At 61.1% G+C, this 14,654-nt stretch carries 13 protein-coding genes; all 13 read right to left on the bottom strand.

What is annotated here, in order from left to right; genetic code table 11:
- Nucleotides 1–79: 79 nt before the first annotated feature.
- Nucleotides 80–766, bottom strand: a complete 687-nt coding sequence (locus CK227_RS33015) for a hypothetical protein (protein ID WP_095775713.1) — start codon at nucleotides 764–766, stop codon at nucleotides 80–82.
- A 257-nt stretch (nucleotides 767–1,023) separates the two neighbouring features.
- Nucleotides 1,024–1,347 carry a hypothetical protein gene (locus CK227_RS33010; RefSeq protein WP_095775714.1) on the bottom strand — a complete coding sequence of 108 codons (324 nt, stop codon included), beginning with the start codon at nucleotides 1,345–1,347 and terminating at the stop codon, nucleotides 1,024–1,026.
- A gap of 58 nt (nucleotides 1,348–1,405) precedes the next feature.
- Nucleotides 1,406–1,687: a hypothetical protein gene (locus tag CK227_RS33005; protein WP_126070484.1), complete on the bottom strand. Its 282-nt coding sequence runs from the start codon at nucleotides 1,685–1,687 to the stop codon at nucleotides 1,406–1,408.
- Nucleotides 1,688–1,728: 41 nt separating this feature from the next.
- Nucleotides 1,729–2,133 (bottom strand): hypothetical protein, encoded by a 405-nt coding sequence (locus CK227_RS36500; RefSeq protein ID WP_142886636.1) that lies wholly within the window; start codon nucleotides 2,131–2,133, stop codon nucleotides 1,729–1,731.
- Nucleotides 2,134–2,478: 345 nt separating this feature from the next.
- Nucleotides 2,479–3,471, bottom strand: coding sequence for a PAN domain-containing protein (locus CK227_RS32995; protein ID WP_245318359.1), 993 nt, complete (start codon nucleotides 3,469–3,471; stop codon nucleotides 2,479–2,481).
- Between the two features lie 36 nt (nucleotides 3,472–3,507).
- Nucleotides 3,508–4,194, bottom strand: coding sequence for a PAN domain-containing protein (locus CK227_RS32990; protein ID WP_142886637.1), 687 nt, complete (start codon nucleotides 4,192–4,194; stop codon nucleotides 3,508–3,510).
- Nucleotides 4,195–4,234: 40 nt separating this feature from the next.
- Nucleotides 4,235–4,825: a PAN domain-containing protein gene (locus CK227_RS36495; RefSeq protein WP_245318365.1), complete on the bottom strand. Its 591-nt coding sequence runs from the start codon at nucleotides 4,823–4,825 to the stop codon at nucleotides 4,235–4,237.
- Between the two features lie 76 nt (nucleotides 4,826–4,901).
- A complete protein-coding gene (locus tag CK227_RS32980) occupies nucleotides 4,902–6,080 on the bottom strand; it encodes a glycoside hydrolase family 3 protein (protein WP_095775718.1) in 1,179 nt (392 codons plus the stop codon).
- Between the two features lie 3 nt (nucleotides 6,081–6,083).
- Nucleotides 6,084–6,914 (bottom strand): PAN domain-containing protein, encoded by an 831-nt coding sequence (locus CK227_RS32975; protein WP_245318361.1) that lies wholly within the window; start codon nucleotides 6,912–6,914, stop codon nucleotides 6,084–6,086.
- 107 nt (nucleotides 6,915–7,021) lie between these two features.
- Nucleotides 7,022–7,828, bottom strand: coding sequence for a PAN domain-containing protein (locus CK227_RS32970; protein WP_095775719.1), 807 nt, complete (start codon nucleotides 7,826–7,828; stop codon nucleotides 7,022–7,024).
- Nucleotides 7,828–8,787, bottom strand: coding sequence for a hypothetical protein (locus tag CK227_RS32965; protein ID WP_095775720.1), 960 nt, complete (start codon nucleotides 8,785–8,787; stop codon nucleotides 7,828–7,830). The genes CK227_RS32970 and CK227_RS32965 overlap by 1 nt, the downstream gene beginning before the upstream one ends.
- Nucleotides 8,784–11,474 (bottom strand): virulence factor SrfC family protein, encoded by a 2,691-nt coding sequence (locus CK227_RS32960; protein ID WP_245318363.1) that lies wholly within the window; start codon nucleotides 11,472–11,474, stop codon nucleotides 8,784–8,786. The genes CK227_RS32965 and CK227_RS32960 overlap by 4 nt, the downstream gene beginning before the upstream one ends.
- 22 nt (nucleotides 11,475–11,496) lie before the next feature.
- Complete coding sequence (locus CK227_RS32955) at nucleotides 11,497–14,622, bottom strand: virulence factor SrfB (RefSeq protein WP_095775722.1); 3,126 nt, start codon at nucleotides 14,620–14,622, stop codon at nucleotides 11,497–11,499.
- Nucleotides 14,623–14,654: the final 32 nt, after the last annotated feature.

The following is a 14,654-nucleotide window of genomic DNA, read 5'->3' as shown; positions in this document are numbered from 1 at the left end:
CGCACTTTCGATGACGGGCCTGCACCTCGCGCCTAACCCCCAACCCGACCAATCCCTCTAAGTTGCCGATACTCCTACGCTACTCCTTGCGCAGCTTGCCTACAAACTCGATTCCAGAGCCTGACACTTTAAACGTGGCCGCATTATTCGACTGGAAAACGATTACGCCCTGCGACGGTGCGCCACTTTGATCGGTGAACGAAAATGACAGTCTGTTGCGTCTGATCGTGGTCGAAAAATTGGTAGTGACATGTGACTTGCCATCAACCCAAGTCCCTCTCGCGGAACTACCTTGGACAGCGATATCGACCGTGGCGGGACTGGAAACGATCATCCACCTCAAGCTTCCGGTCCAGTGGCCCGCAAAGCTTTGTTGCCCTGACGTCGACGTTTCCTCTCCGACCACATCCTTACCCTTGATCGCGTATGCGGTGCACTTTTCGACCTCTACATCGCTTTTGATGGTTGGCTTGGTGCCAAATACACTCTCCGTATCCGAGTTTGAATTATTGAGAACCGTTTGGTACGGGGTGCTATCTACGAAGTATTCCACTTTCGAGCAGGCTCCTGCAGAGCTTTTCACATAGAGAGTTGTGGTGAAACTCTTCTTGGAGCCGACCGTTTTTCCAACCTTGATCGTTCCAGTGCATACCCCGATTGGCTTCTTGAAATCGCACTCGGCCGCTTGGACCAAAGAACTGGACATCGAAATCATCGAGGCAGCGAACACCACTGTGCAAACGGACGAAATCCTGAGGTTTTTCATACGCCATCCTCCCCTATATAGTCTCGGAAAAGCCCAATCTTTTTACACACGCCAGAGGTCGTTAAAGCCAAACTTGCCTCATGACTGAATGGGCATGTTGCGCTCTTTATGGCGCCTAAATGCAATAGGTATCGACCAGTTGGAGCTTGCTCTCAAAAACCTTCGATATCGGCACCCGATCATTCAAAACGAGAGAGTAGCTTCGTTAGAGCAAGGAGGCCCGACGCACTCTCGATTGGTTCATTCCCCCGCTCTCGCTACTGAGAGCACGCACCTGCTTCTTCTTCCCGGGCTTCGTTCAGGCTCTTTCTGAACGTAGCCCGCATTCTCTTGAGATCTGCAGAGTCCTTCGTGCAATTTTCCAACAGGCCAAGCGATGTCGAGAATAGCAGCACGCCATCCCGGGCTCCGACGCAGACGCCTTCGCCCAAGCGGGAGTTTATGAGATCGACCGTGGGTTGAATCTTGCGAGTAAGTTCCTCATCGGTACATGCCTCGTCGGCCCTTGCTGCTTGCGCAAAACCGAAGACAAGAGGCAATACAGCTAATAGCGGCGCCGCGTACGTCGATAATTTTAACATCGTTCAATCTCCATACTATGGTTGCCGATGTTGCCAAAGGCCCCGGATGCGGTGTGTGTCAGTTGACCTTATAGTTGTTTCGCATTTTCGTCGTGAATTGATCCGGCTCAGAATTGTTTGTTTCGTTGTGCGCACATTCGACTGCGAGAGCTTGCTGCTCTTCCAGAGCCTGGGCAGCGTTCCGCTTTTCAGCCCGATTCGAACTTGGAACCGAGTCGTAATATTGCTTGAGCTCGAAGACGCGGTTGACCTCGGCACCGCAGCTCCCCGCATAGGCTTGGATTGACATGGCTGCCATGATCGACACCAAAAGCAGCGTCGGGATGAGTAGTCTAAGCATGGAACTGATCTCCTTCATGTTTCGATGGGGTGGTGTCTGTCTCAGAACTTGTTTTCAGTCGGTTGGCAAACGCCCGTCACGATCTTACTCGGGTCTCCGTTGTCGATGATCTGTATTCGGCCCGTTCCGCGATCGATCGAAAACAGGCTGTTGGCCCTCGTGAACGTGATCGTCGATTTGGAGATCGCCACGTCTCGTTGCGGCTCAGCGCCCATCAACAGCACCGATCGCGCATCGACGTCGACGGTCATCGTCAGGTTTGGCGGATTCTTCAGATCGTTGCCGTTGACGTCTTTCATAAGTAGGCAGGAGAGTGTCAGCTCGCCCGCTACGGCAGGAACATTCGAAGAGAAGGCTATCGTCAGCCCGGCGCAGACTATGTAAGCAACGGGCTGCCCGTGCCGTGTTCTCGCATGTCCTGAAGTTTCAACATTGCTCCTGGCCATTTTGCCCGCCCCTATGCGTCAAGGAGTTGAGCAGTTCCATAGGGCCGAAACATCCCTCGTTCGGGGGAGACAGTTTGCGGAACTATTTTATATCCGGCTCATTCCGAGTAGAAAGTGGCTTCGAAGGTGCCGTTAACTTGATATTCGGGCATCGACTTGCAAACAGAACGTGAGGCTGGCGCGGGGTAGATTGAGGAGTGCGGTTGCCTCATGGACTCGGAGGCTTGTGATGGCGCCAAGTGGGTCGTTGTGGCAGGTGCGATCCGGAGCTGCCAGTAGCAGCCGTGCGTTCAGGCCGTGGAGTCCTTTGCGGTTCCAGTAGGACAGCCCCGGCTTGCCTCTTGATCAATCTTGGCGTTTTGCGCCACTGTCAGTTCCCCGGCTGCTTGAATACTCACCCGGCTGGTCGAACAGGACGCAGCGCTTCTGTGACTGGGTGAATCCGAAAGCGATGCATTGGTCCTGTGACGAGCAATCCCGTTCGCACTCGTCGCGGCTGCGGGCAGCAAGCACCCGGAATCCGTTCCCCGAAAAAGCCTTGCCGTTGAAATACTCGAAATAGACAGCCGAGCCCGAAGCGGAGGGGGTTTCACTCCCCGACACGACGCCGCTGGTGGCGCGGGCGTTCATCGAGAGCTGGCCAGGCCGCTCCTTGAGGAAGCACTTCCGGTTCCATGCGTCGTAAGTGAAAGCCTTGCACCAGCCTCCTGAGGTTCGGCACATGGATTCGCATTGTTCTACGCTCTCCGTTTGACGCGTTTCGGCCGCTTCGCTTTTGAGATCCCTGTTGAGGAAACGCGTGAACGTGGCAGGGGGCGGCATTACGGCCACTGCCTCTTGCTCCGGCGGGACAGGCTGCGGCGACGGTTCGGAAGCCTGCGGAGGGGCAGGCGGATTCATTGGCTGGCGGTAGCCAGTGACAAGGCTGCGGGTGGCGGCCGTATGTCCTTGGCTTTGCCCAGCGCCCGCTACGCTCGCGAACAGCCTGCAGACGCCGCCATCCGACGAATGGTCAAAGCCGGCGCATCCCGAGCGCGCTGCACAAAGGTTGCTGCAGGAGTCCAGCGGCACGCTGACTGTCGCGCTTACGACCCCGTTCAGGAATGTCTGCGGGTAGCGGAAGAGTTCCTCGGTCGATTGCGCGCTGGCGGGTCTAACTCCGGACGGCAGGATGACAGCAGCCGCGATTGCGCCAATCACTGCTAAGAGAAGGCCTGCGATCCTGTCATAAAAGCATTGGCGGAGAATGCGGGTCTCGAACGTACGCGGACCAGGAAAATGCATGTCGGCTGGTGGCTCGGATACCTGGCGCATCCGCCGGTTGTTCATCTGTGACATTGGTTGCCTTTCTCCGCCGCTTTCCCGAACAGGACCTCAAAAGCTCCCGGGGCCGCTCACCGGACATCTCCGGGATGCGGGCACCGAGAAGGTCCCGAAATGATTGTTGCAGATGCGGAACTTGGACTGACGTGCCGCCGGGGCTGGCGCCGCCGGCGCTGGTACTGGCGTTGGCTTTGCTGGCGGCCGCGGTCTTGCCGTCTCGCGTTTCTTTTCCCGTTTCGGCTTCGCGCGGACGATCGGCGCAGGCTCCCGCGCTTTCTGCGATGTGGATTCCTGCTTCTTGGCTTCCGGCGGTGCTTTCGTTTGAGCCGGGACAGGCGGATTGGCCGGCGGAAGGTAACCCGTGACCAGATTTCGGGTTCCGGCGATATATTGCTGGTTTTGGCTCGCGCCGCCGACGCTAGCGAACAGCCTGCAGATTTGGTCCGACGACGAGTAATCGAAGCCGAGGCAGCCTGACCGCGCCGAGCAGAATACCTTGCAGGCCTCCAGCGGCACGCTGACCGTGGCGCTGACGGTCCCGCGCAGGAGGGTCTGCGGGTAACGGAACAGCTCCTCGGACGATTGGGCGTTCGCAGGCCGTAATCCGCCCGACGGAACGACTGCAGCCGCAATTGCGGCTGCCACTCTCAAGAGCAGTCCGGCGGCCCTGTCGCGGGGACGGTCGTTGCGGAGCGGACGAACGGCGATGAGCCTGACAAGCCATTCGAATTGTCGCAACCTCACTTCGTGGTCCTCCTGATGGCGCGCCCGCTCGAATTCACATGCCAGGCGAGCAGACTTCGTTCGCCGGCACTTGGAAAACGCCTCTTACAGTCGTGCACATCTTGAATCGGCCGCCTTGCTTCGCGGCAGGCTTTCTAAGCTGCGGCGAAGGCGGCGCGGCGGCAGGCGGCTTGGGCTTGGGCGCGACGGAAGGCGGCGCAGATTTGCGAACGCCGTTCTTTCGCGCGCTTTTCGGGGCCTCGGCCGACTTCGGAGAGGGCGCATCCCGAGGCTTAGGCGCCTCCGCCTCCGCTGGCTTGGGCGATGGAGCCTGCACCGGCGGATTGGCTGGCGGACGGTAACTTGTGACGAGACTCCGGGTGCCGGCGACGCGTGGCTGGCTTTCCTCCGCACCGTCCACGCTCGAGAACAGCCTGCAAAGTCCGTCGGACGACGAGTGGTCGAAGCCGACGCATCCAGTGCGGGCTACGCACAGTTTCATGCACGACCCGGCCGGCACGCTGACCGTAGCGCTGACGGCTCCGTTCAGGAGGGTCTGCGGGTAATCGAAGAACTCTTCTGCCGACTGTGCGTTCGCTGGCCGAGTCCCGGTCGGCGGCAGGAGAGCTGCAACCGCGCCTGCCATTCCCAAAAGAAGTCCCGCTGTACAGTGACGAAGACGATACGCCAGCATGCTGCCTCCTTGCCTGGGCGCGCGAGCGCTACCGTTCCCGTACAATGGTCGTTTCCTGGGACATGGCCGGGGCCAGCTTCTTTTTCAGGCGCATGACGTTCTCATAGGATTTCTGTATCCGCTCGAGCATTTCCGGGTCTTTGCGAGCTTCTTCAGACAGGAGGGCGGCGACCTTTTCCGGGACCAGGGGGTCTGGATGTTTGTCGTTGGCGAATATCAGGATGTCGTTCCCTGCCCGAACGGCGCGCAGCACCGAGTCCTCGAAGCTTATGTTGTCGGTAATGGCCTGCATCTGCATGTCGTCGCTGATGACCACGCCCTTGAAGTGCATGTTGTCCCGCAGCAGCCCGGTCAACGTCGCGCGGGAAAGCGAGGATGGGATTTGGTCCGAAAAGGACAGCTTGTCATTTATCACATGGGCGGACATGACCATGTCGACATCTCCCGACGCGATCAGGTTCCTGTAGGGGAGAAGTTCCTTGTCGCTCCATGTCTTGGAAACGTCGGCCATGCCTTTGTGGCTGTCCTTGGTGCTGGAACCGTGTCCCGGGAAGTGTTTCAAGGCCGTCAGCACTCCCTTCGACCGATGCGCTTCGATGAAAACCTTCGCGTATGTCTCGACCGTCTGAGGATCGGCGGAAAAGCTCCTGCCAAGCTTGCCAATGATGGGGTTCGCCGGGTTGACGTTGAGGTCGACGACCGGAGCCAGGTTGAGGTTGAACCCCAGGTCGGAAAGAGCGGAAGCGAGGTTCTGGTACACCGCGGCGGCCTTGGCGGGACTCATTGACTTGGCCACAGTCGACTCGCTTGGAGTCTCCTTGAACCCGATGGCGCCCGTGAGCCTCTGGATGCGGCCACCCTCCTGGTCGACCGCGATCAGCAGCGGGGTTGCCGCGAACCGCTGCAGGCCTTCGTTCAGTTGCCGCACCTGGTTCAGGCTGTCGATATTGCGCCCGAGATACATGACGCCTGTTATCTTTCCTTCTTTCGCTTGCGTGACGACCTTCGCGTAGCCGTCGGCGTCCGGTTCGCTGCCGAGGAAGCCAACAAGCACCATCTGCCCTATCATCTGGCGCAGAGTGGCGTGGTCGACGACGCTGCGCTGCGCGTTCGGCATATGGGACGGGACCGGGTCAGCCTTCAGCGGGGCGCAAAGGCCAAAGAGGGCGCAGGCGAAGGCGATGCAAGACGTGATCCGCAGCGGCATGTTTCAGTCCCTCGGAGCGACAGCACGCACGAAGTCGGGAGTGACCGTCCGGCTGTTTTTTCGCGCCGACGTCATGCCTTTTTTCCGCACCGGGTAGAGGTTTGTCCCGTTGACCAGGAAACATCGGTTGGGACGCGCGGTCACCCAGGTGAATCCGCCGCAGCCGCCGTCCGAACTACATTGCTGCATGCATTCCTGGTACGAGATGGCAGCTGACTCCATGCTGTTTCCAATGAGGCCGCTCGTGGTGAAAAGCTCCCAATCGGCATTCAAGGTCGGAGGAGGGGCCGATGGCTTTGCCTTGAAATAGAGGCCGGACCGTCCCAACGGGTAGGACTGCACGAAATCGAAGCCGGATTTCAGGAAGCATCGGTTCACTTCCTGGTTGTAGGTGAACGCTCGGCAGGAGGTTCGGCTGTCGCACAGGGCCGAACAGCTTTCGGCATTGGGCGCATCCAGGCCTTTCGTCACGAGATCCCCGCCCCAGAGGTCAACGCCGCTGAACGACGCGTAGTACCAGGACTCGGCGTTGGCGGGATCGCGGTAGCCTGGAATCTTCTGGCGCGCGCCACCCGTCGAGAGCGGATCGGACTGCGCTGACGCGACTGCTGGAAACAAGCGGCAGAGATTGGTCACGGAGGAATGGTCGAAGCCGGCGCAGCCGGAACGTTCCTGGCAGATTTGGCGGCAGTCGTCCAAAGGCCGCCGAAACTCGGCGCTGGCGCTTCCCCTCAGCGCCGTCCCTGGATAGTCGAGGAATTCGCCGCCAGACTCCTGTGCTGACGCCATTGGGGCGATTCCGGGCATCGCAAGCGAAATTGACAGCAGAAGCAAGGACGACGCTATCCCCGCCGCGGCCATGCGCAACCGACGACCCCCCTGCCGCATTCCCGCTTCCCCCCTTGCCCAGCCCGTGAAACCGATACGAAAGCGCGGCCGGGTCAAGGACTGATCGATCCTTCGCAGTAGGTGGTGCGAAGGAAATTCTCGTATGCGTTGGCGTGGCTCGAACCCGTGTCGCTGGCGTCGAGGCAAAGCGAACTCAGCAGGTTGTTGGCTTGCGCATTGCCCTCCAGCGCGAGCTCGAAATACGAACGCGCCGCCTTATTGGAGTCGATCGCGTCGACGCGGTCCGGGGCGAAAGTCCTTGGATCGTACCATTTCGCCATTTCGAGTTTCGCGTCCTGATTGCCTCTCTGCATTGCGAGATTGATCGCCTGCAGCCCGACGCTCCGGTCTCCGCGCTTGAAAGCCTCCTTGCTCAGGGCGAAGAGCTCATGGCCGTCCGTGTCCGTCTCCTTGAGCTTCGCCAGCCTGGCGGCTAGCGGAGGATTTGTTGGATCGGTGTAGTTCGAAAGCAGGCTTCGCGTTTCCGCGGTCGAACCCACGTTCACGCGTCCGGCTCCTACGCTTGCGAACAGGCGGCACTCGTCCTTTTGAGAGTGGTCAAACCCCTGACATCCGGAACGCGCCTCGCAGAGTTTCCGGCATTCTTCCATCGGCTTGGAAAACTGGGCGCTGACGATCCCGTTCAGCACGGTGTCCGGGTAGTTGAAAAGCTCGTTGGCCGTTGAGCTTTCCTGTGCTACCGCCGACAGGGTCAGGCCTAGCAGCATTGTGGCAGCCACAGCGGCCATGTACCCCCTGAAGGGGAGAAAATACTTGTCTAAGCTGCTCTTCAGCATGCTTTTGTCCCTCTGACGGTTCCATAGGCGGCGCATTTGCCGGACATTGTTATTTTCGATCATTATTCCAGCGTCCCCTCGCAGTAAGTGTCCCTCAGGAACCCGCTGAACGCAGGATCCTGGGGCGAACTCGCGCTCTTCGCGCAGAGGGAACGGAGCAGTTCCTTGGCCGCTGTCTGGCCTTCTATCGACAGCTCGAAATAGGCCCTGGCCGCCCTGTTGGCGTCGGCTCGATCGGCTTTGGCGGGGTCAAAGGAACCTGGATCGTACCAGCGCGCGATTTCGAGTTTCGCGTCCTTGTTGCCCCGCTCCATCGCAAGATTAATCGCCTGCAAGCCAATTCCGCCGTCGCCTTCCCGGTATGCCTCGCCGCTCAGGGCGAACAGTTCAGCGCCGTTGGTGTCCGTCAGCTTCAGCCTCTCGAAACGCGCGAGCAAAGGCTCGGGCTTGTTGAACCAGCCCCTGCTGTCGGCGATGTAGTACCCTCCGCCCGCCACGAGCAGCGCCAGCGGGATCAGGAGGTACAGGAACCGCCACTTCGACTTCGGCGGCGGGGTCACAGGCTGGGGTTTCGGCGGCTCCGCCGCCCGAGGGAGCTCCACGGCCTGTTCGACAGCCTCTTCCATCTCCCGCTCTATGGCTTGGGGGGACGCTGTCTTGAAAGGGGTCAGTTCCTGTGACCAAGCCCCCGGGCTGGGCGGGATCGGCGGCCAGAAAGCGCTCCCCTCTATGTCATGGCCTTCGACTTCGATCTTCACCTGCAGGTCGACCGGAATCTGGTCGCAGACCTCGGGTCCGACAACTACCGTGGCCGAATTAGCGCCGCGGCTGACGACCGCCGCATCTACGGTTGCCGGACGCGCCTGCCAACCGGCGCCGCCAAGATAGGGAGCGTCCTTGGACTTGCGCATGATCGACAGCCGCACCCTTTGGGAGCTGCCCAATTCCTGCGGGAACGTGATCAGGGCATGCCCGAACAGGCGTGTCTCGTCCTCGCTGACTTTGACGGCAACCTTGTTCATCGAACCGTCCCAGCGGGCGTGGCAAGCAGCGGCGCCGAGTCATCAAGCGCGTCCAGGATGGCTCTCAGGCGCTCGTTCTCCTCGACGTTGATGGTGATCCCTTCGCCCGAGAGGACGTTGTCGGTGACCGCCTGGTGGAAGGCGTACATCCATTCCGAGAGCGCGAGGTAGGAGAAGTTCCGCCGCTCCACGCCAAGGCCGTCGCAGTCGGAAACGCTCGGACGGCGCGCGAACACCCTGACTTCGCCGTTCTCAGTGCCGTCTGGAGCAAGTGGCCGCTTATTCTCGGGCATCGCGTCGAAGCCTAGCGTGCTGACGAAACGGTTGATGTGGCTCGTTGCGAGAAAGCCAGCCTTTTCGAGCAGGACATCGGACCTCTCGACCGAACTCCCCGATAGCTTGGCGAGATCCGCGGCTATGCGTGCTTCGAGGCCCGACCGCCGGGCCGCGGCAGTCAGTTCGGCTACCAGTTCGCTTGCGGACTCCTGGCCGAGGCCAATGGCCTGCAGCGCATTGTCGTTTCTCGCGAGGACGAAGAGGCTGTCCGTCCAATGCCTGATGGCCGAGCGGGCGAGATAGGTCTCGCGAGGCAAGGCTTTCTGCGAAACCGATCCCCCGGAGAAAACCGCGGCTGCGGCCACCTTCTTCTTGCCGGGCAAGGGAGGGGCTCCCGGGCGCGGCGGGGTCGGGCGCTTTTTCGCCGCGGCTTCGGCTCGCCCTTCGGAACCTTCCTCCGGCGCGTTCTGGCGCTTGAGGCGGTTGCCGTATTCGATGTGAAGGTGTTCGGAGATTCCGTTCTGCGATATCTGCAGCATCTTCATGGCGGTTCCGAAGTGGTCCCGTTCCCAGATCTCGGTGAGGTTTGCGAGAATCTGGTCGGAAACCTCACGGCGCTCGGCAATGCGCTTGTTGATGTCGCTCTCGATGAAATACGGAGCGAGCACGCGGCGGATATCGTGGGCAATGTTGCCGACGCGGCCCCGTATCTGTCCGTATTTGATCTCGGGGCGGCAGATGGCCGCGAGGTTTTCCGCCAGATAGCTGACGCCGCCATCGTTCAGCCTAAGGGCCTCGTCGAAGGCCTTGGCCGGCTCCCGGAAATGCTGCTGAACTTCACTGACTTCAAGATACGCCTCCCGCATGGCGGCGACCTTCGCGACCTTGTCGGGCAGGATCTCGATCTCGGTGCCGCCCTTGTACTTGATCAGGGACTCTGCCTTGAAGTTCGGGTTGCGCAGCCAGTAGGAGTTGTTGAAAGGCTTGTCTGGCATCCATTCGAACGGCCACTTGTGGGCCTTGCCGAAAAAGCGCGTCAGCGAGGCGCCCAGGCGCGCGCTGAAACGATCCGCCAGGCTCTGCCCCTCCTCGCCCGCCTTTTCGCTGAAGTGCATGTCGAACATCGTCAGCACCAGGAACAGCGCGGTCTCGGTCCGGGCGCGGTCGAGCGGGCTCTCCCCGTGCGAGGTCCGGATCCAGTCGTCGATCATGTCGGGAAGGGTCGCCACGTCCTGGTTCGACGGCTTGATGCAGAGCAGCATGCTCGAAAGTTCCTGCTCCGCCACGTAGCGGTCGAATAGGTAGGCGACCTTGCCCCGGACGAAGAGCTCCTTGAGCGCGTCGGGGTTGCCCTCGATGAAGGCCTGAAGGTCGACTTTCTGCCTGCTGCGGGCTCCCGGGAAATCCAAGAGGTCAGTATGCTCGAAGAAGGGCCATGGCTGTTCCGATATCGCTATCCGCAGTTCAGCCACCAATGCGGTGATCACAGGTCTCGGCAATGAAACCGCCGATCCCTTCATTGGCCTTATCAGCAGCTCGTCCTGGCCGGGTTTTCCGAGCCCCCGCAGCGTCTCTACGTCTATGATGCTGCTTTCCCGGGGAACCAACGCCTCCACGGGACAGTAGGCGTCCTTGGCGAACCCGAGGCTTTCGAGGGCGGTGACGAGTTCAACGTAGAGATCGGTGAATTCCGGCAGTCCGCCCCATAGCACGGAAAAGAGGTCGGCGCGGTCGGCAATGGAGAGCCGGGAGGCAAGGAAGGCCGCTTCCTCCCAGTAGGCCCCCAGCGTTTCGATGTTGGCCAGGCCTGCGAACTGCTTCTCGAAATACTCCTGAAGGTCCCACACGTCCTCCTCTGTCAGGCCATCCGAAGCTGCCTGCGGCCTCGCCCGGCTTTTTGCTTGTTCAAGAGCGGACAGGACGGCGTCGGAAGTCAGCGGCGCGCGTTTCTTCGCGTCCCCGTCAAGAAAGAAGCTGTTGCCCAGCACCTTGGCCACGTCCGTTTCGCTCAGCATCCTCAGCACGACGGGCGCGCCCGCAGGACTTGGCTCTTCCCGGACCGAAAAGCGGGTGACGAGCCCGGTCGACTCCCGGTCGCCGCCGGGGTTGATCTCCCGGATGAAGTCGACCTCACGCCCGAGATCGCCGAAACGGGCCATCAAGGGCGCGCTTCCGTTGCGGGCCAGGACCGACACCAAATAGGACTTGCCAGCCTGGCTGGGTCCGAACACCCCGACGCACATGGGGCGGTCGATGGCCAGCATCGCCTTCCGGGTGGCGACTATGGACTTCCTGAGCTGTTGCTCGGCGATCAGGCGCGTGCTGCCGACCCGCTCCGCGTTCGCGGCGGCTCCTATCCAGGCAAGACCGTCCTGCGCCGATTTCAGCGCCGTGTCGCAGGTCTTCTTCAATTCTTTACGCATGCTTCAGCTTTCACTGGATGGAGATAATTCCGGTGTCGAGCCAGTAACCGTCGCCCGCCTCGACCGCGAGCGTGTCCAGCTTCAGCTCCATGATGCGCTTGACCGGAGAGCCGTCGGCGTCCTCCGCGTCCTGGATCACGAATTCCTCGCGGGTCGCCTCGCTCGTAAGAAGCGCGATCTCGTTCGCCTCGTCGTCTTCCGGCGCCTGCACGTTGCGCGCGATCGTGACGCGGACCGGCTTTCGCACGCTCCGCGCCGACCGCGTCTGAGCGGTCGTCAGCTTGTAGAGCGGCGTCGCCACCCAGCGCTCCAGCGGAAGCTGCCTGAAGCCAATGCGCAGCGGGCTGTGGTAGTCGAACTCGGCCTCGGCTTCCGCCGTGGCGGCGTCGAGGTCGATGTCAGAGAAAAGCAGGGTCTCGTCCGGAAGCGCTGAGCTGCCCTGAAGCCGCCCGATGTACCGGGCCGTCGACTTCATCCGGAGATACTGGGAGTAGAGGGTGAAGTTGGTGATCTGCCGCTCCGCGAGCGCGCACAGCATGGCTCCCACGACCGCGGTCGTCTTCGGGTCGTCGATGTGCGTGTTGCTGACGCCCCGGAACGGATACCACGTGCCGACCCGGTAGTCCTTGATCGGAATGACGCGGTCAGGCAGGACAGACATCTTGTTCATGAACAGGCTTATCATCTGCGGCAGCCGCATCGGCCGCCCGGTCAGGAGCACCACGTCCGCGTCCAGATGGTTGATCGCTTCCGCGATGTTGTCGAAGACGGTGTCGAAAATCGACAGAACGCACTCTTCGACGGCAAGCGGGTCGACCGCTACGTCGCAGTCGGCGATCGTGAACTCTCCGGCCCCGAGCGCGCCTATGCTGTCCTTGAGATATCCGAGGATGCGCGCGTCCACCGGAATGTCGCCTCCGGCCGTCGTCCTTCCCGTGGTTTCGAAGAAGCTGCCAGCCTTTCGGATTTCCGTCTTACGGCTCGTCGCCGGCATGGCTTCGCATTCGGACAGGACCGCGATGGCGATCGGCTGCAGGACCTGCAGCACGAACTGGCGGCGCAGGTGCTTTTCCTGCTCCGACATGTTCGGGTTGTCGCCGGCGAAGCGGTCCTTGAGATAGTTCCGCGCGTTCGGAAGGCCCGCTTGGGCGAGCCCTTCCTCCAGCCTCGGTATGACAAGCCGCTCGATGACCACCTTGAGAAGGTCGTCGCCCGCGATGCGGAACCCCTCCCGGAAATTCTGGTCGGGGAACAGGGCGACATTGTCCGTTTGGAAGTAGGTCGTAACCATAAGGTCGGTGGTGCCGCCGCCCACGTCGACGCTGGCGACGCGCAGGGACCGCTCCAGCTTCTCCTTGCCCTTGGAGGGCGGGAGCGTTTTCGGCCTCTCCCTGTCCTTGCCGAGCATGTCGAACAGCGTCCTGATCGACCCGCCCAGCTTGTGCACGGCCTCGCCGTAGAGATAGACGAGATGAACCGAACTCGCCTCGTCCCATGAACAGTGGATTTCGGGGCGCTGGCTGTTTATGCCACTGTCGCTGTCGCCCCATCCCGACAGGGACCAGAGGAGCTTCACCGCGGCTTCGGCGCGCGACCGGAGAATGCGCTGTTCCTGGATCGGGGTCGCCGACGGGATCGTCAGGATGATCCTCCGCAGGCGGCGCGGAGAGTCTTTCAACCTCCTTTCCCGGCGGGTGCCGGGGTTGTTCATCATCGACATCGCCTGCGCGATGATTTCGACGAGCATGAAGGTGAAGAAGGACGACCTCGAGAAACAGAAGCGGCTCGCCGTCTGCAGTTCGCTCTCTTTGACTTTCAGCTTGAACTGGCGCCTGTCGCTCTCGAGTTGCTCGAGGACGTCGCCGCGGTCGTTTATGAAGCGGTACATGGAGCGCTCGATCAGCGGCTCGGTTCCCGCATGCCCCGCCGAAGCCGAACGGAACTTCCACTCCTGGAGAACCGGATCGGAACTCCATAGGTACCGCTTCGGCGAAGAAAGCCCCGTGGCGGCCTCGGTGCCTTCGGACTCTCCGCGCAGGCGCGAGGCTTCGGGACCGATGCGGAGCAGGCTTGGCCAGAAGAACGCCCGGGGGCGGCCCGACCGCCTCGCTATGTCTTCCGCGCCGAATTCCCCTGCCACCAGCTCGCACTGGCTTTCGAAGGGATCGCGATAGACGAGTTCAGGCTTGGAGAGGTCGCGCAGCTCCAGGACGACGGAGTTGTTGAGATCGACGTTCACGTCGTCGGGAAACGACTGGATCAGAAGGCCGCACGACCGCGAGTTACCGATGTCGAGCACCAGGTCGACATCGACCGGATGGACGTTCCTGTTGTCGCTAACCGTATCGATGAGGGTGACGCGAACGGGCTTAATCACGCTGGCGAGAAACTGAACGAAAGTTATGTACCGGGCGAGGTGCTCGAACTGGAAAGGAAAGTCCTCGGGCCTCAGCTCCTTGCCCTTCCTCTGGAGTTTCTTGAAGGAATAGAGGATGTCCCTCAGCCAGTCGTCCAGCCACTTCTGCGCGTCCACTGGCCCTTGTCCGGGAACGTCGACCTTGTGCGACAGGAACGAGATGACGTCGGGGAGCTGGCTGACGAACCGGAACGATTCGGTCCGCATCGCGTCCTCAGGACAGGGAGCGAGGTAGGGACGGTTCGTCTTCCGGGGCGCGAGCGAGCTGTCGAACGCGAAGATCGCCCTGTGCGTTCCCTTGCGGTCGCCGTGGGCATTCCGCGTCTCCGTAACCCTCACCCGGACCCAGTCGGTCGGGCCCTGCGCGTATATTTCGTTGCCCAGCGAGTCTTTGCCGGGTTCGATCTTGAAGAACGGCACCGGAACCCAGCGGTCGAGGAAGGTCTCGAGCGCCCTCGATTTCGCGATGTCGTACACCACGTCGTCGCCTTTCGGGGGGTAGGGCGGCTGGTCCGAGTCAGGATCGTCATCGTTCCAGTTCGGAAGCAGGCGGATCAGCGTCTTTCCATCCGAACCCGTTTCGCCCGGCGACAGCCGCTCGATGAACGACCTCGACAGGCGCGGAGAAGCGTCGAAGTCGAACCCGAACTCGACGAACTGGATGCCACTGTCAGGCACCAGCGTGAAGCCATCGCTGAAATCGGCGAGGTTGGTCAGCATTGAGTCGTCCTGTCAGGCTTGTTTCGGCTTGC

The organism is Mesorhizobium sp. WSM4308 (assembly GCF_002294905.1).
Taxonomy (GTDB): domain Bacteria; phylum Pseudomonadota; class Alphaproteobacteria; order Rhizobiales; family Rhizobiaceae; genus Mesorhizobium.
Note: the sequence above shows the minus strand (reverse complement) of the source record. Positions and strands in the feature narration are given on the sequence as shown.

Excerpts from the sequence above, each read along its gene's own strand:
- CK227_RS32970 (WP_095775719.1), bottom strand. The coding sequence starts at position 7,828 with ATGATCGAAAATAACAATGTCCGGCAAATGCGCCGCCTATGGAACCGT.
- CK227_RS36495 (WP_245318365.1), bottom strand. The coding sequence starts at position 4,825 with ATGGCAGGCGCGGTTGCAGCTCTCCTGCCGCCGACCGGGACTCGGCCA.
- CK227_RS33010 (WP_095775714.1), bottom strand. The coding sequence starts at position 1,347 with ATGTTAAAATTATCGACGTACGCGGCGCCGCTATTAGCTGTATTGCCT.
- CK227_RS32995 (WP_245318359.1), bottom strand. The coding sequence starts at position 3,471 with ATGTCACAGATGAACAACCGGCGGATGCGCCAGGTATCCGAGCCACCA.
- CK227_RS33015 (WP_095775713.1), bottom strand. The coding sequence starts at position 766 with ATGAAAAACCTCAGGATTTCGTCCGTTTGCACAGTGGTGTTCGCTGCC.
- CK227_RS32965 (WP_095775720.1), bottom strand. The coding sequence starts at position 8,787 with ATGAACAAGGTTGCCGTCAAAGTCAGCGAGGACGAGACACGCCTGTTC.
- CK227_RS32980 (WP_095775718.1), bottom strand. The coding sequence starts at position 6,080 with ATGCCGCTGCGGATCACGTCTTGCATCGCCTTCGCCTGCGCCCTCTTT.
- CK227_RS36500 (WP_142886636.1), bottom strand. The coding sequence starts at position 2,133 with ATGGCCAGGAGCAATGTTGAAACTTCAGGACATGCGAGAACACGGCAC.
- CK227_RS32955 (WP_095775722.1), bottom strand. The coding sequence starts at position 14,622 with ATGCTGACCAACCTCGCCGATTTCAGCGATGGCTTCACGCTGGTGCCT.
- CK227_RS33005 (WP_126070484.1), bottom strand. The coding sequence starts at position 1,687 with ATGCTTAGACTACTCATCCCGACGCTGCTTTTGGTGTCGATCATGGCA.